General features: G+C 68.2%; 16 protein-coding genes. 12 read left to right on the plus strand and 4 right to left on the minus strand.

Features of this window, described 5'->3' with window-relative positions:
* Window position 1: 1 nt before the first annotated feature.
* Both NP4_RS32515 and NP4_RS32520 read right to left on the minus strand, forming a co-directional pair.
* Window positions 2–973 carry a glutamate ABC transporter substrate-binding protein gene (locus tag NP4_RS32515; RefSeq protein ID WP_068006150.1) on the minus strand — a complete coding sequence of 324 codons (972 nt, stop codon included), beginning with the start codon at window positions 971–973 and terminating at the stop codon, window positions 2–4.
* Complete coding sequence (locus tag NP4_RS32520; RefSeq protein ID WP_068006266.1) at window positions 970–2,304, minus strand: GlnX family signal transduction membrane protein; 1,335 nt, start codon at window positions 2,302–2,304, stop codon at window positions 970–972. The genes NP4_RS32515 and NP4_RS32520 overlap by 4 nt, the downstream gene beginning before the upstream one ends.
* A gap of 142 nt (window positions 2,305–2,446) precedes the next feature.
* Here NP4_RS32520 and NP4_RS32525 point away from each other — a divergent pair, with 142 nt between their 5' ends.
* Complete coding sequence (locus tag NP4_RS32525) at window positions 2,447–3,112, plus strand: NUDIX hydrolase (RefSeq protein ID WP_068006152.1); 666 nt, start codon at window positions 2,447–2,449, stop codon at window positions 3,110–3,112.
* A 17-nt stretch (window positions 3,113–3,129) separates the two neighbouring features.
* Here NP4_RS32525 and thiE read toward each other — a convergent pair whose 3' ends face one another.
* Window positions 3,130–3,831 carry a thiamine phosphate synthase gene (thiE, locus tag NP4_RS32530; RefSeq protein WP_068006153.1) on the minus strand — a complete coding sequence of 234 codons (702 nt, stop codon included), beginning with the start codon at window positions 3,829–3,831 and terminating at the stop codon, window positions 3,130–3,132.
* 114 nt (window positions 3,832–3,945) lie between these two features.
* On the opposite strand from thiE, the gene thiO reads away from it, so the two are divergent.
* From thiO to NP4_RS32560, 6 genes are all read left to right on the plus strand, one after another.
* A complete protein-coding gene (gene thiO / locus NP4_RS32535; RefSeq protein WP_068006154.1) occupies window positions 3,946–5,013 on the plus strand; it encodes a glycine oxidase ThiO in 1,068 nt (355 codons plus the stop codon).
* Complete coding sequence (gene thiS / locus NP4_RS32540; protein ID WP_068006155.1) at window positions 5,010–5,222, plus strand: sulfur carrier protein ThiS; 213 nt, start codon at window positions 5,010–5,012, stop codon at window positions 5,220–5,222. Before thiO ends, thiS begins: the two co-directional genes overlap by 4 nt.
* A gap of 4 nt (window positions 5,223–5,226) precedes the next feature.
* Window positions 5,227–5,979 (plus strand): thiazole synthase, encoded by a 753-nt coding sequence (locus NP4_RS32545; protein ID WP_068006157.1) that lies wholly within the window; start codon window positions 5,227–5,229, stop codon window positions 5,977–5,979.
* 181 nt (window positions 5,980–6,160) lie between these two features.
* Window positions 6,161–7,093 carry an ABC transporter ATP-binding protein gene (locus tag NP4_RS32550; protein ID WP_068006160.1) on the plus strand — a complete coding sequence of 311 codons (933 nt, stop codon included), beginning with the start codon at window positions 6,161–6,163 and terminating at the stop codon, window positions 7,091–7,093.
* The gene (locus tag NP4_RS32555) at window positions 7,093–7,911 is read left to right on the plus strand and encodes an ABC transporter permease (protein ID WP_068006162.1); all 819 of its coding nucleotides are present in this window, start codon (window positions 7,093–7,095) and stop codon (window positions 7,909–7,911) included. Before NP4_RS32550 ends, NP4_RS32555 begins: the two co-directional genes overlap by 1 nt.
* A 514-nt stretch (window positions 7,912–8,425) precedes the next feature.
* Window positions 8,426–9,190 (plus strand): adenylate/guanylate cyclase domain-containing protein, encoded by a 765-nt coding sequence (locus NP4_RS32560; RefSeq protein WP_068006268.1) that lies wholly within the window; start codon window positions 8,426–8,428, stop codon window positions 9,188–9,190.
* 6 nt (window positions 9,191–9,196) lie between these two features.
* Here NP4_RS32560 and NP4_RS41800 read toward each other — a convergent pair whose 3' ends face one another.
* Window positions 9,197–9,352 carry a CG2302 family histidine operon protein gene (locus NP4_RS41800; protein ID WP_169813838.1) on the minus strand — a complete coding sequence of 52 codons (156 nt, stop codon included), beginning with the start codon at window positions 9,350–9,352 and terminating at the stop codon, window positions 9,197–9,199.
* Between the two features lie 171 nt (window positions 9,353–9,523).
* Between NP4_RS41800 and NP4_RS32565 the strand changes: the two genes are divergently transcribed.
* From NP4_RS32565 to NP4_RS32585, 5 genes are read left to right on the plus strand one after another with little or no spacing between them, the layout of a single operon-like run.
* Complete coding sequence (locus tag NP4_RS32565) at window positions 9,524–11,236, plus strand: acyclic terpene utilization AtuA family protein (RefSeq protein ID WP_068006164.1); 1,713 nt, start codon at window positions 9,524–9,526, stop codon at window positions 11,234–11,236.
* Window positions 11,233–12,390 carry an acyl-CoA dehydrogenase family protein gene (locus NP4_RS32570; protein ID WP_068006166.1) on the plus strand — a complete coding sequence of 386 codons (1,158 nt, stop codon included), beginning with the start codon at window positions 11,233–11,235 and terminating at the stop codon, window positions 12,388–12,390. The genes NP4_RS32565 and NP4_RS32570 overlap by 4 nt, the downstream gene beginning before the upstream one ends.
* Complete coding sequence (locus tag NP4_RS32575) at window positions 12,387–13,991, plus strand: acyl-CoA carboxylase subunit beta (protein WP_068006168.1); 1,605 nt, start codon at window positions 12,387–12,389, stop codon at window positions 13,989–13,991. The genes NP4_RS32570 and NP4_RS32575 overlap by 4 nt, the downstream gene beginning before the upstream one ends.
* A 7-nt stretch (window positions 13,992–13,998) precedes the next feature.
* Window positions 13,999–15,999 (plus strand): ATP-binding protein, encoded by a 2,001-nt coding sequence (locus NP4_RS32580; protein WP_068006170.1) that lies wholly within the window; start codon window positions 13,999–14,001, stop codon window positions 15,997–15,999.
* A 5-nt stretch (window positions 16,000–16,004) separates the two neighbouring features.
* The gene (locus NP4_RS32585; protein WP_068006172.1) at window positions 16,005–17,165 is read left to right on the plus strand and encodes an acyl-CoA dehydrogenase family protein; all 1,161 of its coding nucleotides are present in this window, start codon (window positions 16,005–16,007) and stop codon (window positions 17,163–17,165) included.

A 17,165-nucleotide genomic window follows, 5' to 3' on the forward strand; every position in this document is an offset into this window, starting at 1 on the left:
CTCAGTCCCGGTAGGTGGGTTGAGGCGGGCCGGATGAGGGACCGAGCACCGACAGCAGCCAGTCCCGGTACATCCGGTTCCAGGTGCCGTCGGTGCGAATGCGCTCGAGGGTCGCGTTGACGAAGCGGACCATATCGTCGTTGCCCTTGGGGATGCCGACGCCGTAGGGCTCGTCGCTGAGGTTGTCGCCGACCATCTCGGTATAGGGATCCTGTTTGGCCAGCCCGGCCAGCAGTGCGTCGTCGGTGCTGATCGCGTCGACCTGACGCTGCTGCAGCACCACCAGGCAGTCCGCCCACGCGGGCACGGTCAGGATGGCGGCGGCGGGTTGTTTGCGGCGGATCAGACCCAGCGAGGTGGTTCCGGCGGCCACGCAGACCCGCTTGCCCGCCAGGTCGGCCAGGCTGTTGATCCCGGAGTTCTTCACGGCCAGAACCCGTTGGTGGGACATGAAATACGTGGTCGAGAAGTCGACGCGCTGACGACGGTCGCAGGTGATGGTCATGGTCTTCACCACCACGTCCACCGTGTGCTCCTGCAGCGCCCGCTCGCGTTCGGCCGAGCTGAGCATCCGGTATTCCACCCGCTCCGGATCGCCGAACAGATCGCGCGCGATCTCCTTGGCCACATCGACGTCGAATCCGGCGAGGGTGCCGCTGATCGGATCGCGGAAGCTGAACAGATTGCTGCCCGGATCCAGTCCGACCAGCAGTCGCCCCCGCGCCCGGATGGCATCGATCGAGGGGCCGGTGGTGAGCCCGGCCGGGCGCAGGCTGGCGGTGGGATTGCACTGATAGTCGTTGGCCGGGGCCACCGGTTCGTTGGTCTGCAGCCCGGTCGCCTTGGCGGGCAACGGCGGTTCGGTATAGCTGACCGAACGACTGGCCCGGGGCGGGGGCGGCTCACTGGTGCAGGCCGCGGCCAGCAGCGCGGTCGCGGTCAGGACGATGGCCATGGCTCGGCGCGCGCTCATCGGTACTCCCGCAGTCGGGGCCACAGGCCGGCCAGTACTCCGACGGCGGCCAGCAGCGCGAGGATCAGGGCGCCCGGGGCCAGCACGTCGAGGGTCCGGGCGGCGTCGGAGATATTGCCGCGCAGAGTGTTTCGGGTCTTGCCGATACCCTCGGCCAGGGCGTTGTCGAGCGCGTCGACCGAGGCCGCGGCCTCGGTGGACCCCGGGCCGATGGCGACCGCGCCCGCACCCAGGAAATCGCCGCGGCCCAGGGCGTCGTTCATGCGCTGATGCGCCTCGCGCCAGCGGTCCAATGCCCCGCGCGCGGCGCCGACGTCATCGGAACCCGGTGCGTGCGTGGGATATCGGTTGAGCAGGGAGGTCAGCTGGGCGATGGTGGCGTCGTAGGTGTGGTCGTAGTCGCCGCTGGCGTCGCGGCGGACCAGTTTCAGCGTCTCGGCCGTGCGGGCCTGCTGGACCAGGATGCGACTCTCGGTCAGATCGGCGGTCGGGACGCTGCCGTCGTCACGGCCGCGCATGGTCGACACCGCCGACAGCGAACCCGCGATCACGGTCCAGGCCAGCAGCACCAGCAGGATCGCCGAGGCCAGCAGCAGACCGGGATTGAGCATTCGATGCCAGCGCCGAGCCAGATACAGCTGCCCGATCACCAACCCGGCCAGGGCGATGATCGGCAGTGCGATCGCCGACCAGGGCGGGCGTACGTGATGGCGCTGGGTGGCCATGATCGCGGCCGATCGATGCTCCTGCAGTTCGCGCGCGGTCGGCAGCACGCGGGTCTGCATCAGATTGGACGCCTCGCTGAGATAGGCCGCGCCCACCGGATGGCCCTCGCGATTGTTGGCGCGGGCGGTTTCGACCAGTCCGGTGTAGACGGGCAGTTCGGTGGCGATGCCGCTGCGCAGCCGGGCGTCCGGATCGGTGGCCCCGGTGCTGCCGGACTGGGTCACCAGTTCGGCCGCGGCCTCGCCGACGGCCTGGTCGTAGCGGTCGCGAACCTGTTTGGGTTCCAGGCCGCCGGAGATGAACGCGGTGCCCGCGGCGGCGTCGGCCACCGACAGCGAGGTGTAGAGGTGCTGGGCCGAATTCGCGTCCGGCTCGGCCTGATCGAGCAGATTGTCCAGGGCGTGCTGGCGGCTCGAGACCGCCGAGGCGGTCACCACACCGGCGATCACACAGAGCCCGAGTAGGAGCAATCCGATGGCAATCAGCCGGGCGGGTGAGGAACGGGCGAATGCGCGCAGGTCGGTGGCGTCGAGCTGCCGTCGCACGGCGGCGGCCGCGGCCCGTGGCGACAGTTCGTCGAGCCGGGGTTGCCCGGTCCGGGCCATATCCACCTCCAAACGATCATCGGCCTGTGCCGTGTGGACTGAGCTTATTGTGGTCGTACCGACGCCGTTTCGGGTGTCACCCGCGGGAAGATGTGCTTCCCGGGGCGTCGGCTGCGCTGGCGGGAACGGGACGAGGGCGAGCATGCGTGGTGACGGAGACGGCTTTGTGGTGAATCCGGACGGTTCCCGGAACTGGGGTTTGTTCGGCGCCGCCGGATTGTTGCTGCGGGCCCCGCGCGCCGGGGGCGGCGCGGTGGTGCTGTTGCAGCATCGGGCGCCGTGGAGCCATCAGGGCGGCACCTGGGCGCTGCCCGGGGGCGCGCGCGACAGCCACGAGTCCAGCGTGCACGCCGCGGTCCGGGAGACCGAGGAGGAGACCGGAATCCAGGAGGTCGACGTGCGGGTGCGCGGCTGCCGGGTGACCGCGACCATGCCGAGCGGCTGGACCTACACCACCGTCGTCGCCGATGCCGCCGAACCATTGGCCACCACCGCGAATCGGGAGAGCGCCGAATTGGCCTGGGTGCCCGAGGAAGAGGTCCACGATCGTCCGCTGCATCCGGCGTTCGCGGCGGCCTGGCCGTCGCTGCGCGCCCGGTCCGCGCGGGTCAGCCTGGCCGGTACGGCCGATGCCGCCGCGGTGGCCGCGGCGTTGCCGCGCACGGTCGATCTGGCCGAACGCGGCTTCGTCTGGCTGCACGCCAACGGCGACGGCGGACCCACCGCGCGCATCGCCGACCCGGCCGCACCTCCGGAGGAGACGGCCGGAAATGTTCTGGTGCTCACTCTCGAACAGCTGCTGTCCTGACTCGTGCCCGCGCGAATCTACTTCGCGTTCTCCAGTAGCCGCCGCTTCAGGGAACGCGCGGCGGCCTGCGGATCCCGGGCCTCGGTGATCGCGCGGACCACGACCACTCGATCGGCCCCGGCCGCGAACACCTCGTCGAGGCGCTGTTCGTCCACCCCGCCGATGGCGAACCACGGCCGCGTCGGATGCGAATCCGCCGTGGAGCGAACCAGATCCAGCCCCGCGGCCGTGCGACCGGGCTTGGTCGGCGTATTCCAGACCGGGCCCGTGCAGAAGTAGTCGATGTGGTCGTCGATGGCGGCCAGACCCGCCTGGGCACGGTTGTGGGTCGAGCGGCCGAGAACCACCTCGGGACCGAGGATTTTGCGGGCGTACCAGGGCGGCAGGTCGTTCTGACCCAGATGCAGAACATCGGCCCCCGCCGCCAGGGCGATATCGGCACGATCGTTGACCGCCACCAGCGCCCCGTGCCGACGCGCGGCCGCCTTCAATTCGGCGAGCGCGCCGAGTTCGGCCTTGGCCTCGAGCGGCCCGAATTTCGCCTCTCCGGGCGAACCTTTGTCACGCAGTTGAATGATGTCGACCCCGCCCGCCAACGCCGCCTCGGCGAACTGAGCCAGGTCACCCTTGTCGCGGCGGGCATCGGTGCACAGGTAGAGCAGCGCGGAGTTCAGGCGCTCCCGAGGTGGTACGGGTCGGTTGGGGTGGGACGGTTGCACGCCCTCGACCGTAACCGCGCTACCGTGGGTAGTCGAAACGAATGAGCATCCCCGAAGCGAAGGCGGCCGCGAGGGGAGGATCCCGCTGTACGGGACCGAGCGAGGTGGAAGGTAATGCGGACGCTGGCCGTCGTGGGTGGGGGTGTGATCGGGTTGTCGGTGGCGTGGCGCGCCGCCGAATCGGGGTGGGACGTCACGATCTTCGATCCGGATGTGGGATCCGGAGCTTCCTGGGTGGCGGGCGGCATGCTCGCGCCGCTGTCGGAGGGCTGGCCCGGTGAGGACGAGGCCCTGGCATTCGGGGCCGCGTCGCTGGCCCGCTGGCCCGAATTCGGCAGGCGATTACAGGAGGCGACCGGGCTGTCGGTCTTCGTCGCCGAACAGATCCTGACCGTGGCCCTCGATGCCGCCGACGCCGAGGATCTGCGCACCATCGCCGCATTCGTCGGCGCGCACGGCCACGAAGTGCGGCTGCTGGACCGCGCGGGTGTCCGCGGAATCGAACCGAATCTGGCCCGAACCGTCCGAGCGGGACTGCTCGCGCCGACCGAATCGGCCGTGGACAACCGGCTCGTGGTCGAGGCGCTGCGGCGATGTTGCGCCCTATCGGAAGTCACGATTCGCCCCGAGACCGTCGCCGCGCTCACCGACCTCGACCACGACCGAATCGTCCTGGCCGCCGGAGCCGCCTCGGCCCGCCTCTGGCCCGAGCTGCCGGTGCGTCCGGTCAAGGGCGAGATCCTGCGTCTGCACCACCGCCCCGGAGCCCCGCCGCCGCCGCGGCACGTGATCCGCGCGCGCGTGCACGGCCATCCGCTCTACCTGGTCCCGCGCGGTAACGGAATCGTCGTCGGCGCAACACAATACGAGGCGGGCTTCGATACCGCCGTCACCGTCGCGGGCGTACGCGACCTGATCGCCGACGCGGAGGCGATCCTGCCCGCCCTCGGCGAATACGAACTGGCCGAGGCGAGCGCCGGCTCGCGACCGGGCACCCCGGACAATCTGCCCCTCATCGGCTCGCTCGACGAGCGCGTCGTCGCGGCGACCGGCCACGGCCGCAACGGCATTCTCGGAATCCCGCTGACCGCCGAGGCGGTCGTGGCCCTACTCGACGGCGAACTGCTCACCGAGGTGAAAGTGGCCGATCCACAACGTTTTTCAACAGGAGGTATGCGATGACGGCCATTCCCGTCGGAGTCACCGTGAACGGCCAGGACCACGAGTTCGCGCACGCGCCGACAGTCCGCGAACTGCTGGAACGGCTGAACCTGCCCTGCCAGGGCGTGGCCGTGGCCGTCGACGGCGCGGTCTTCCCCAAATCGAGCTGGGATCGGCCGGTCGAACGGGGTTGGGAGATCGAGGTTCTAACGGCGGTGCAGGGTGGCTAGTGCGATGGAACCGCTGCGGATCGCGGATCGGAAATTCGATTCCCGCCTGATCATGGGCACCGGCGGCGCGGACAATCTGGCCGTCCTCGAGGAGGCCCTGGTCGCCTCGGGCACCGAACTCACCACGGTCGCCATGCGCCGCGTCGACGCGGCGGGTGGCACCGGCGTCCTGGATCTGCTGAAACGACTCGATATCGCCCCGCTGCCCAATACCGCGGGCTGCCGCACCGCGGCCGAGGCCGTGCTCACCGCGCGCCTGGCCCGCGAGGCGCTCGACACCGACTGGGTGAAGTTGGAGGTCGTCGCCGACGAGCGCACCCTGCTGCCCGACGCCATCGAATTGGTCAGCGCCGCCGAACAATTGGTCGACGACGGCTTCACCGTCCTGCCCTACACCACCGACGATCCGGTGCTGGCCCGGCGGCTCGAGGATGTCGGCTGCGCGGCCGTCATGCCGCTCGGCTCGCCCATCGGCACCGGCCTGGGCATCGGTAATCCGCACAATATCGAGATGATCGTCGCCGCGGCGAACGTCCCGGTCATCCTCGACGCCGGAATCGGCACCGCCAGTGACGCGGCCCTGGCCATGGAACTCGGCTGTGCCGCGGTCCTGCTCGCCACGGCGGTCACCCGCGCCCGCCGCCCGGCCGTCATGGCCGCCGCGATGGCCGCCGCGGTCGAATCGGGTTATCTGGCCCGCGCGGCCGGACGCATCCCGAAACGGTTCTGGGCCCAGGCGTCCTCACCGGACCGATAAAGGGGAGTGGATATTCGGTCAATTTCCGGCAACCGGCCTCCCGACCGGCCCGGATGCCGAAGGTCCCCAGATCAGGGGACCTTCGGGGACCGGCTCGGGGTCGCGGTCATCCCTGAGGACTACGTGAAACGCGACCTCTGAGCGATAGTGAACGGCCCGGTCTCGAGGAAGACTGGGCCTCATGATCGAAGTACGAGGGCTGACCAAACGGTTCGGCGCGACCGTCGCGGTCGACGACCTGTCCTTCACGGTCAAGCCGGGCCAGGTGACCGGCTTCCTGGGCCCCAACGGCGCGGGCAAATCGACCACGATGCGAATGATCCTCGGTCTGGATCAACCGAGTTCGGGCGAGGCGCTGATCGGCGGCGTGCCCTATCACCAGCTCGATCACCCGCTACGGGTGGTCGGCGCGCTGCTGGATGCCAAATGGGTGCACCCCAACCGCTCCGCGCGAGCCCATCTGCGCTGGCTCGCGGCGTCCAATGATCTGCCCGCCTCCCGCGTCGACGAGGTGCTGCGGCTGGTCGGCCTGACCGAGGTCGCCGACAAGAAGGCCGGCGGTTTCTCCCTGGGCATGTCCCAGCGCCTCGGTCTGGCCGGCGCGCTACTGGGCGATCCGCCGGTGCTGCTGTTCGACGAGCCGGTCAACGGCCTGGACCCGGAGGGCATCCTGTGGATCCGCCGGTTCATGCAGCGCCTGGCCGCCGAGGGCCGCACGGTACTCGTCTCGAGCCACCTGCTCTCCGAAATGGCCCAGACCGCAGACCATCTGGTCGTGATCGGCCGCGGCAAGCTGATCGCCGACACCAGCACCAAGGACTTCATCGAGCGCGCGTCGGAGGCGACCGTACGCGTGCGCAGCCCGCAGCTCGATCAGCTGCGCAGCCTGCTCACCTCCAACGGGATGACCGTGCGGGAGGACGAGGGTCCGGCGCTGGTCGTGGTCGGTGAGACCAGCGACTCGGTCGGCAAACTCGCGGGCGCGAACACCATCACCCTGTACGAGCTTGCGCCGCAACGGGCCTCGCTCGAGGAGGCCTTCATGCGAATGACCGGCGGCGCCGTGCAGTACCACGGCGAAGGTATCGACCAGGTGATGGGAGGTGCGCTCTGATGAGCGTGTTGGCCGCCGAGCGCATCAAGCTCACCTCGACCAAATCGCCGCTGTGGTGCACCGCCCTGACCGCGGTGTTCGCCCTCGGTATCGCGGCGCTGTTCAGCCTGCTGGTCAATGTCAGCGTCAACGAGTACAACAAGGAGCTCGCCAGCGGGCATCCGACGATGACCGAGGCCCCGTATCCGGCGAACAGCATCGCGGCGCTGGGCATCACCGGCGCCTCCCAGGGCATCCCGGGCTTCGGCTACATCATGATCATGATTCTGGCCGCGCTCGCGATCACCAGCGAGTACCGCTTCGGAACCATCAAGGCCACCTTCATGGCGGTGCCCAATCGCACCAAGGTGATGCTCACCAAGGCCGGCATGATCGCGGTGTCGGGCGCGGTGCTCTCGGCGGCGCTGACCTTCCTGAGCTTCTTCATCTTCAAGGCCATCGTGTCCAGCCAGGGCGGGCAGAAGCTGAGCCTCACCCACGGCGATATGCACATCTTCTACGCCGTGCCGATCTTTGTGGCGCTGGTGGTGTTCCTGGCCGTCGGCGTCGGAGCATTGATCCGGCAATCGGCGGGCGCGCTGACGCTGCTGATCGTGTGGCCGGTGCTGATCGAACCCATCGTCGGGGCCTTCGGCAAGGTCGGCCGCAATATCCAGGTGCTGCTGCCGTTCCAGAACGCCGGTCGATTCCTCGGAACCGCGGGTGGTGACAATTTGCCCTGGCACTGGGGGCCCTGGGGTGGTTTGCTGTACTTCTTGGCCTTTGTCGCCATCGTGTTCGGCGCCGCGGTGTTCGTGGTGAACAAGCGCGACGCATAAAAATCCAACTGCCCGAGCTCCGGGGCGACTTCCCTCGCCGCCCCGGGGAATGGGAAAGCGACCCTGTCGGGGGGTCGCTGCACCCGGGTCACGTCGGTCACTGCCCGTCCGGCGTGGCAGCACCGGCCCGATGCGAACCTTCGCATCGGGCCGGTGTCGTCTGTAAGGGAACATTGCGTTAACTGCGAGGAACACCACTTCCAAACGGAACATATAGATGACTAGCATCGACGACAGCAAACAACGCGCTATCTATCAGCGGACCCATCGGTGTGTTCGCCCCGCTCGATGGAAGAGGTGGCACGTGACGATCATCGGTAACTCCCGCTCGGAACAGTGGCTGAGCTACGCTCGGGACGTGAGCGAAAGACCCTCCGGGGAGGGCGAAAACGAGCCGCGCGCGGCCGGTGCGGACGGCGAGCCGGAGGTCGTCATCCCGCTCATTCCTGTCGACGAGATCGGCCCCGGTCGGCGTTCGGTCGGCCGACTGCGGCCGGGACAGCTGTCGGCGCTGATGTCGGTGGCCGGTCAGCGTCCGGACCTCATCGGCGCGATTCGCAAGGCCCGGCAGAATCTGCCCGGCGATCCGGCCTTCGGCGATCCGCTGTCGCTGTCGGGTCCGGGCGGCCCGCGGGCCGTGGCCCGTGCGGCGGACAAGCTGGTCGGCGATTCGCCCAGCGCTGCCAGGGAAATCGGACTCGGTGCGCTGCAGGTCTGGCAGGCCATGCTGGAACGGGTCGGCCGCGGTAAGGGCGCCCAGCAGGTGACGGTCATGTTCACCGATCTGGTGGCGTTTTCCAACTGGTCGCTGTCGGCCGGCGACGAGGCGACCCTGGAACTGCTGCGCCGGGTGGCCAAGGCCATCGAACCGCCGATCGTCGAGCGCGGCGGTCAGGTGATCAAACGCATGGGCGACGGTGTGATGGCCGTATTCACCTCACCCGATCGCGCGATCCGCGCCGCGGTCGCCGCCAAGGAGAATCTGACCCGCGTCGAGGTGCAGGGCTATCGCCCGCAGATGCGCCTGGGTCTGCACACCGGTTCGCCCCGCGAACTCGGCGGCGACTGGCTCGGCCTGGATGTCACGATCGCGGCCCGCGTCATGGAGGCGGGCGGCAATGGCAACACCATGCTCTCCGAGGCCACCCTGCAGGCCCTGAACCCGGAAACGCTGGGCGAGTTGGGTTATGCGGCCCGCCCGTACCGCCGCAGCTTCTTCGCCGCACCCCTCAGCGGCGTGCCGGAAGACTTGCGCATCTTCCGCCTCGAGAACAACTGAGTGCCGCTACTTCCACCAGACGATCGCGCCCACCGCCGCCAGCACCGCGCATACGCCCAGCGCGACGGCGATCACGCGGTTGTTCTTCCAGGTGCTGTAGGCGCCGCCGACGAGGAATCCGGCCAGGGCCAACAGGAAGACGACGATCACGGAATGCGACACCGCCCCATCATGCCCTGCGGGCCGGGTGGTGGGTCGTTCGGGCCGGACTGGCCCTGCTGACCTGCGATGATTCAAATTAACAAGCACGCAGGCTTGATTTTTTCTGCACCCGATGTGACCCTGTAACCGACGTGGCGAGGGCGCCGCGCGGATGTGCAGGAGGGTCGCTCTATGGCCGGACCGGCCACTGGTTCCGAGGTCATCCGGATCGGTAATTGCTCGGGCTTCTACGGCGACCGGGCCAGCGCGATGCGGGAGCTGCTCGAGGGTGGGCAGCTCGATGTGCTCACCGGGGACTATCTCGCCGAACTCACCATGTTGATCCTCGGCCGGGACCGGATGAAGGATCCGAATCTCGGCTATGCCAAAACCTTCGTGCGCCAGCTGGAGGACTGCCTGGGCCTGGCCCTCGAGCGCGGTGTGCGCATCGTCGCCAATGCGGGCGGACTCAATCCGGCCGGTCTGGCGCAGCGCCTGCGCGAGGTGGCCGACAAACTCGGTCTGGCGGCAAAGATCGCACACGTCGAGGGCGACGATCTGCTGCCCCGCGCGGCCGAATTGGGCCTGGGTTCCCCGCTGACCGCCAACGCCTATCTGGGCGGCTGGGGCATCGCGGCGTGTCTGGACGCCGGGGCCGATGTGGTCGTGACCGGCCGGGTCACCGACGCGGCGCTGGTGGTCGGGACCGCCGCCGCCCACTTCGGCTGGAAGCGAACCGATTTCGACGCCCTCGCGGGCGCGGTCGTGGCCGGGCACATCATCGAATGCGGTACCCAGGCCACCGGCGGCAACTTCTCCCTGTTCACCGAGATCGAGGATCTGGACCGCCCCGGCTTCCCCATCGCCGAGGTGCGCCGCGACGGCAGCAGTGTCATCACCAAACACGAGGGCACCGGCGGCACCGTCACCGTGGATACGGTCGAGGCGCAGCTGATGTACGAGATCCAGGGCGCGCGCTACGCCAACCCGGACGTCACCACCCGCCTCGACACCATCCGGCTCAACCAGGAGGGGCCGGATCGCGTTCTCGTCAGCGGAGTTTCGGGCGAGGCCCCGCCGCCGAGCCTGAAGGTCTCGCTGAACACCCTGGGCGGCTTCCGCAACGAGATGACCTTCGTGCTCACCGGCCTGGACATCGAGGCCAAGGCCGATCTGACGCGGCGGCAGCTGGAGCGCTGGCTGCCCGTCCGCCCCGCCGAACTGGAATGGTCCCTGTCCCGCCTGGATCGTCCCGATGCCGAGACCGAGGAGCAGGCCAGCGCGCTGCTGCGCTGTGTGGTCCGCGATCCCGACCCGAACAGGGTCGGCCGCGTGTTCTCCAATGTGGTGGTCGAAATGGCCCTGGCGAGCTATCCCGGCTTCACCCTCACCTCCCCGCCCGGAAACGGTTCGCCCTACGGCGTTTTCACCCCCGGATACGTCGACGCCGTGGCGATCACCCAGACGGCCGTACTACCTGACGGATCGCGGCTCGACATAGAACCCGCTACGCGGACATTGGAATTGACGGATGTCGCCGAGCCCGAACTCCCGGAACCCCTGCCGCACTCCGAAACCCGCCGCGTCCCGCTGGGCGCGATCGCCCTGGCCCGCAGCGGCGACAAGGGCGGCAATGCCAATATCGGCGTCTGGGTGCGCACCGAGGAGCAGTGGCGCTGGCTGGCGCACGCCCTGACCGTCGACGAATTGCGCCTGCTGCTACCGGAAACCGCGAAACTGACCATCACCCGCCACGTCCTGCCGAATCTGCGGGCGCTCAACTTCATCGTCGAGGGCCTGCTCGGTCAGGGCGTGGCCTATCAGGCCCGATTCGATCCACAGGCCAAGGGGCTCGGCGAATGGCTGCGCTCCCGCCACGTCGACATTCCCGTGGAGCTGCTATGACCTATGTGAACCCCTGGGAGACCGCCGAGCGCCGCGAATTGCGTGCCACCGTGCGCGGATTCGCCGAACGCGAGGTGCTCCCGTACCTGGACGACTGGGAGCGCGCCGGGGAGATCCCGCGCGAACTGCACAAGAAGGCCGGTGCGCTGGGCCTGCTGGGCATCCAGTTCCCGGAGCAGGCGGGTGGCTCCGGCGGTGACGGTATCGACGCGGCGATCGTCTGCGAGGAGATGCATTACGCGGGCTGCTCGGGCGGCCTGTTCGCCTCGCTGTTCACCTGCGGTATCGCGGTGCCGCACATCATCGCCTCGGGTAACAGCGAGCAGATCGAGCGCTGGGTGAAGCCGACGCTCGCGGGCGAGAAGATCGGCTCGCTGGCCATCACCGAACCCGGTGGCGGCTCCGATGTCGGACATCTGCGCACCACCGCGGTCCGCGACGGCGACGACTATGTCGTCAACGGTTCGAAGACCTTCATCACCTCGGGCGTGCGCGCCGATTTCGTGGTGACCGCGGTGCGCACGGGCGGTTCCGGCGCGGCGGGTGTTTCGCTGCTGCTCGTGGAGAAGGGCACGCCCGGTTTCACGGTCAGCCGCAAACTGGAGAAGATGGGCTGGCTGGCCTCCGATACCGCCGAGCTGTCGTATGTGGATGTGCGCGTACCGGTTTCGAATCTGGTGGGCCCGGAGAACTCCGGCTTCGCCCAGATCGCCCAGGCCTTCGTCAGCGAGCGGGTCGGCCTGGCCGCCCAGGCCTACGGCCACGCGCAGCGCTGCCTGGATCTGACCCTGCGGTGGTGCCGCGACCGCGAAACCTTCGGCCGTCCGCTGATCAGCCGCCAGGCCGTGCAGAACACGCTGTCGGAGATGGCGCGGCGCATCGACGTGGCCCGCGTGTACACCCATCACATCGTCGAGCGGGCCTCGCACGGTGACACCGATCTCATCGCCGAGGTGTGCTTCGCCAAGAACACCGCGGTGGAAACGGCGGAATGGGTTGCCCACCAGGCGGTGCAGCTGTTCGGCGGCCTCGGCTACATGCGCGAGTCCGAGGTCGAGCGCCACTATCGGGATGTGCGCATCCTCGGTATCGGCGGCGGCACCAACGAGATCCTGACCAGCCTCGCGGCCAAGCGATTGGGGTTCCAGTCTTGAGCGTTCTACGCACATCGGTGGATTCGGCATCGGCGGACTATCGAACCGCCGCCGAGGCCATGACCGCCAAACTCGCGGAGGTCGAGGCGGAATACGCCAAGAACATCGCGGGCGGCGGACCGGACAAGATGGCGCGACATCGCAAGCGCGGCAAGCTGACCGCGCGCGAGCGCATCGAACTGCTCATCGATGAGGATTCGCCGTTCCTGGAGCTGGCCCCGCTGGCGGCCTGGGGCAGCGAATTCCATGTCGGCGCGAGCGTGATCGCCGGAATCGGCGTGGTCGAGGGCGTCGAATGCATGATCGTGGCCCCGGATCCGACCGTGCGCGGCGGCACCTCGAATCCGTGGACGCTGCGAAAGAACCTGCGCATGAACGATATCGCGCTGGAGAACCGCCTGCCGGTCATCGGCCTGGTGGAGTCGGGTGGCGCGGATCTGCCGACGCAGAAGGAGGTCTTCGTACCCGGCGGGCGGATGTTCCGGGATCTGACTCGGCTGTCGGCGGCCGGAATCCCCACCATCGCACTGGTTTTCGGCAACTCCACCGCGGGCGGGGCCTATATCCCCGGCATGTCCGACTACACGGTCATGATCAAGGAGCGCTCCAAGGTGTTCCTGGGCGGCCCGCCGCTGGTCAAGATGGCCACCGGCGAGGAGTCCGACGACGAATCGCTGGGCGGGGCCGAAATGCATTCCCGCGTCTCGGGTCTGGCCGATTATCTGGCGGTCGACGAGCCCGATGCCATCCGGCTCGGCCGGGCCATCGTCAAACGACTGAACTGGAAGAAGCAGGGGCCTGGACCGCGTCCGGTGGCAGAGGTGATCGCGCCGCTGTACGACCAGGAGGAACTGCTCGGCATCGTGCCGACCGATCTGAAGATCCCGTTCGATCCGCGCGAGGTCATCGCCCGCGTGGTGGACGGCTCCGATTTCGACGAATTCAAACCACTCTACGGTTCCAGCCTGGTCACCGGCTGGGCCGAACTGCACGGCTATCCGGTCGGCATTCTCGCCAATGCCCGCGGCGTGCTGTTCTCCGAGGAGGCGCAGAAGGCGGCGCAGTTCATCCAGCTGGCCAATCAGTCGAATACGCCGCTGCTGTTCCTGCACAACACCACCGGCTATATGGTCGGCAAGGAATACGAGCAGAAGGGCATCATCAAACACGGCGCGATGATGATCAATGCCGTCTCCAATTCGAAGGTGCCGCATATCTCGGTGCTCATGGGCGCCTCCTACGGCGCCGGGCATTACGGCATGTGCGGCCGCGCCTACGATCCCCGTTTCGTCTTCGCCTGGCCCAGCGCCAAATCCGCGGTCATGGGTGGCGCGCAGCTGGCGGGCGTCATCTCCATCGTGGGCCGCGCGGCCGCCGAGTCGAAGGGTATGCCGTTCGACGAGGAGGCCGACAAGGGCATGCGCGCCATGATCGAGGCGCAGATCGAGGCCGAATCGCTGCCGATGTTCATGTCCGGCCGCCTCTACGACGACGGCGTGATCGACCCCCGCGATACTCGCACGGTATTGGGAATGGCGTTGTCCGCCATCCACAATGCCCCGATCAAGGGCGCCGAGGGCTTCGGCGTCTTCCGAATGTGAGGGCGGCATGACGACGATTTCCACGGTTTTGGTCGCGAATCGCGGCGAAATCGCGCGGCGCGTCTTCGCCACCTGCCGTCGCATGGGTCTGGGCACGGTCGCGGTGTACTCCGACGCCGATGCCGAATCACCCCATGTGCGCGAGGCCGACGCGGCGATCCGGCTGCCGGGCAACACTCCCGGCGAAACCTATCTGCGCGCCGATCTGCTCATCGAGGCCGCCCTCGCGGCCGGAGCCGACGCCGTGCACCCGGGCTACGGATTCCTTTCCGAGAATGCCGATTTCGCCCGCGCGGTCGGCGAGGCCGGGCTGACGTGGATCGGCCCGCCGGTCACCGCCATCGAACAGATGGGCTCCAAGGTGGAGTCCAAGAAGATGATGGACGCCGCCGGGGTGCCGGTCCTGGCCGAACTGAATCCGGCCGAGGTCACCGCCGCGATGCTGCCGGTGCTGATCAAGGCGTCGGCGGGTGGCGGCGGCCGCGGCATGCGGGTGGTCCGCTCGCTCGACGAGCTGCCCGGACAGTTGGAAGCCGCACGGCGCGAGGCGGAATCGGCCTTCGGCGATCCGACCGTATTCTGCGAGCGCTATCTCGAGACAGGTCGGCATATCGAGGTGCAGGTCATGGCCGATACCCACGGCACGGTGTGGGCGGTCGGCGAACGCGAGTGTTCGATTCAGCGGCGGCATCAGAAAGTTGTGGAGGAGGCTCCCTCTCCGCTGGTAGAGAAGATTGACAGCATGCGCGAGCGGCTGTTCGAGGCCGCCCGGTTGGCGGCGGAGGCCATCGGTTACGAGGGTGCGGGCACGGTCGAATTCCTCGCTGACGACAAGGGCGAGTTCTTCTTCCTGGAGATGAACACCCGGCTCCAAGTGGAACATCCGGTCACCGAGAACACCACCGGGCTGGATCTGGTCCGGTTGCAGCTGCAGGTCGCGCAGGGTCAGCGACTGCCCGCGAAACAGCCCGCGCTGCATGGGCATTCGATCGAGGTGCGGCTGTACGCGGAGGATCCCGCGCAGGACTGGCAGCCGCAGAGCGGCACGGTGTACCGGCTCGATCTCGGTTCGACCGCAGCGGAATTCGAGGTGCTCGACCGGCCGGGTATCCGGCTGGACTCCGGCGTCGTGGACGGTTCGGTGGTCGGCGTCCACTACGACCCGATGCTGGCCAAGGTCATCTCCTACGGCGAGACGCGCGAGGAGGCCGCTCGACTATTGGCAACGGCGTTGCGGCGGGCCAGGATTCACGGCCTGGTGACCAATCGGGATCTGCTGGTGCGGGTGCTCGAACATCCCGCATTCCTGGCCGGTGACACCGATACCGCGTTCTTCGACCGGCACGGTCTGGACGTACTCTCGGCCCCGCTGGCCTCGCAAGCCGATGAGCGGCTGTCGATCGTGGCCGCCGCGCTGGCCGACGCCGCGCACAACCGGTCGCGGGCGCGGGTGGGCTGCGGCTTGCCCACCGGCTGGCGCAATCTGCCCTCGCAGCCGCAGTCGAAGTTCTACGACAGCCGCGTCAGCGGCAAACACGAGATCCGCTACCGGATCACCCGTGCCGGACTCGAGGTCGAGGGGACCGACGGACTCGAATTGGTCGAGGCCACACCGGTTTCGGTGACGCTATTGGTACCGGGCGAACGCGGTGCGGTGCGCCGCAACTTCGAGATCGCCCGCTATCGGGATCTGGTGACGGTCGATTCGCCGCTCGGCCCGGTCGCCGTGCGCCGCCTGCCGCGCTTCGAGGATCCGTCCGAGCACATCGCCGAGGGTTCGCTGCTCGCGCCCATGCCCGGCTCGGTCATACGCCTCGCCGCCGAGGCGGGCGAACGGGTCGCCAAGGGGCAGCCGATCCTGTGGCTCGAGGCGATGAAGATGGAACACACCATCGCCGCGCCCGCGGACGGTGTACTGACCGAACTGAATGTGACCGCGGGACAGCAGGTCGACGTCGGCGCGGTACTGGCCGTCGTACAAGCCGCCGACGACAACACCCAGGAGTGAGCGTCATGAGTTTCATCGAGACCGACGAACAGAAACAGCTGCGGGCCGCCGTCGCCAAGCTCGCCGCCAAATACAACCTCCGCGACTACGCCGGACCCAAGGCCCGGCGCAACGAGCCGCTCACCGAATTGTGGGACGAGGCGGGCAAACTCGGCTTCCTCGGGGTGAATCTGCCCGAGGAGTACGGCGGCGGTGGGGCGGGCATCTACGAATTGGCGCTGGTGCAGGAGGAGTTGTCCGCCCAGGGCTGTGGACTGCTGTTGATGGTCGTCTCCCCGGCCATCTGCGGCACGATCATCAGCAAGTACGGCACCGACGAGCAGAAGCGGCACTGGCTGACCAAACTGGCCGACGGGTCGGCGAAGATGGTCTTCGGCATCACCGAACCCGATGCCGGATCCAATTCCCATCACATCACCACCACCGCGCGTCGCGATGGCGGCGACTGGATTCTCAACGGCAGCAAGATCTACATCTCCGGCGTCGACCAGGCCGAGGCGGTGCTGATCGTCTCGCGCACCGAGGACGCCAAGACGGGCAAGCTCAAGCCGGCGCTGTTCATCGTGCCGGTCGATGCCCCCGGCTTCGTGAAGACCCGGCAGGAGATGGACATCATCGAGCCGGACAATCAGTTCACGCTGTTCCTCGACGATGTGCGGCTGCCCGCCGAGGCCCTGGTCGGTCAGGAGGACGCGGCGCTGGCGCAGCTGTTCGCGGGTCTGAATCCCGAGCGCATCATGGGTGCGGCCATGGCCGTCGGCATGGGCCGCTACGCGATCGACCGGGCCGTGGCATACGCGCGCGAGCGGCAGGTGTGGAAGACGCCCATCGGTGCGCACCAGGGCATTTCGCATCCGCTGGCGCAGGTGAAGATCGAGCTGGAACTGGCCAAGCTGATGATGCAGAAGGCCGCGGTGCTCTACGACTCCGGTGACGACTTCGGAGCCGCCGAGGCCGCGAATATGGCGAAATACGCTGCGGCCGAGGCCAGTATCAAGGCGCTGGACCAGGCCATCCAGACCCACGGCGGATCAGGTCTGACCAGCGACGTGGGCCTGGCGGGCATGCTGGCCGCCGCGCGCATCGGCCGCGTCGCGCCGGTCAGCCGGGAGATGGTGCTGAACTTCGTGGCCCAGCACTCCCTCGGCCTGCCCAAGTCCTACTGA

Origin of the sequence: Nocardia pseudobrasiliensis NBRC 108224 (assembly GCF_001613105.1) — a bacterium.
Classification (GTDB): Bacteria; Actinomycetota; Actinomycetes; order Mycobacteriales; family Mycobacteriaceae; genus Nocardia; species Nocardia pseudobrasiliensis.

What these genes read in the sequence shown, in the direction of transcription:
- NP4_RS32580 (WP_068006170.1), top strand. Translation starts at nt 13,999, where the DNA reads ATGACGACGATTTCCACGGTTTTGGTCGCGAATCGCGGCGAAATCGCG.
- NP4_RS32585 (WP_068006172.1), top strand. Translation starts at nt 16,005, where the DNA reads ATGAGTTTCATCGAGACCGACGAACAGAAACAGCTGCGGGCCGCCGTC.
- NP4_RS32515 (WP_068006150.1), bottom strand. Translation starts at nt 973, where the DNA reads ATGAGCGCGCGCCGAGCCATGGCCATCGTCCTGACCGCGACCGCGCTG.
- thiO (WP_068006154.1), top strand. Translation starts at nt 3,946, where the DNA reads ATGCGGACGCTGGCCGTCGTGGGTGGGGGTGTGATCGGGTTGTCGGTG.
- NP4_RS32550 (WP_068006160.1), top strand. Translation starts at nt 6,161, where the DNA reads ATGATCGAAGTACGAGGGCTGACCAAACGGTTCGGCGCGACCGTCGCG.
- NP4_RS32555 (WP_068006162.1), top strand. Translation starts at nt 7,093, where the DNA reads ATGAGCGTGTTGGCCGCCGAGCGCATCAAGCTCACCTCGACCAAATCG.
- NP4_RS32560 (WP_068006268.1), top strand. Translation starts at nt 8,426, where the DNA reads ATGTCGGTGGCCGGTCAGCGTCCGGACCTCATCGGCGCGATTCGCAAG.
- NP4_RS32545 (WP_068006157.1), top strand. Translation starts at nt 5,227, where the DNA reads ATGGAACCGCTGCGGATCGCGGATCGGAAATTCGATTCCCGCCTGATC.
- NP4_RS32520 (WP_068006266.1), bottom strand. Translation starts at nt 2,304, where the DNA reads ATGGCCCGGACCGGGCAACCCCGGCTCGACGAACTGTCGCCACGGGCC.
- NP4_RS32565 (WP_068006164.1), top strand. Translation starts at nt 9,524, where the DNA reads ATGGCCGGACCGGCCACTGGTTCCGAGGTCATCCGGATCGGTAATTGC.
- NP4_RS32570 (WP_068006166.1), top strand. Translation starts at nt 11,233, where the DNA reads ATGACCTATGTGAACCCCTGGGAGACCGCCGAGCGCCGCGAATTGCGT.
- thiS (WP_068006155.1), top strand. Translation starts at nt 5,010, where the DNA reads ATGACGGCCATTCCCGTCGGAGTCACCGTGAACGGCCAGGACCACGAG.
- NP4_RS32525 (WP_068006152.1), top strand. Translation starts at nt 2,447, where the DNA reads ATGCGTGGTGACGGAGACGGCTTTGTGGTGAATCCGGACGGTTCCCGG.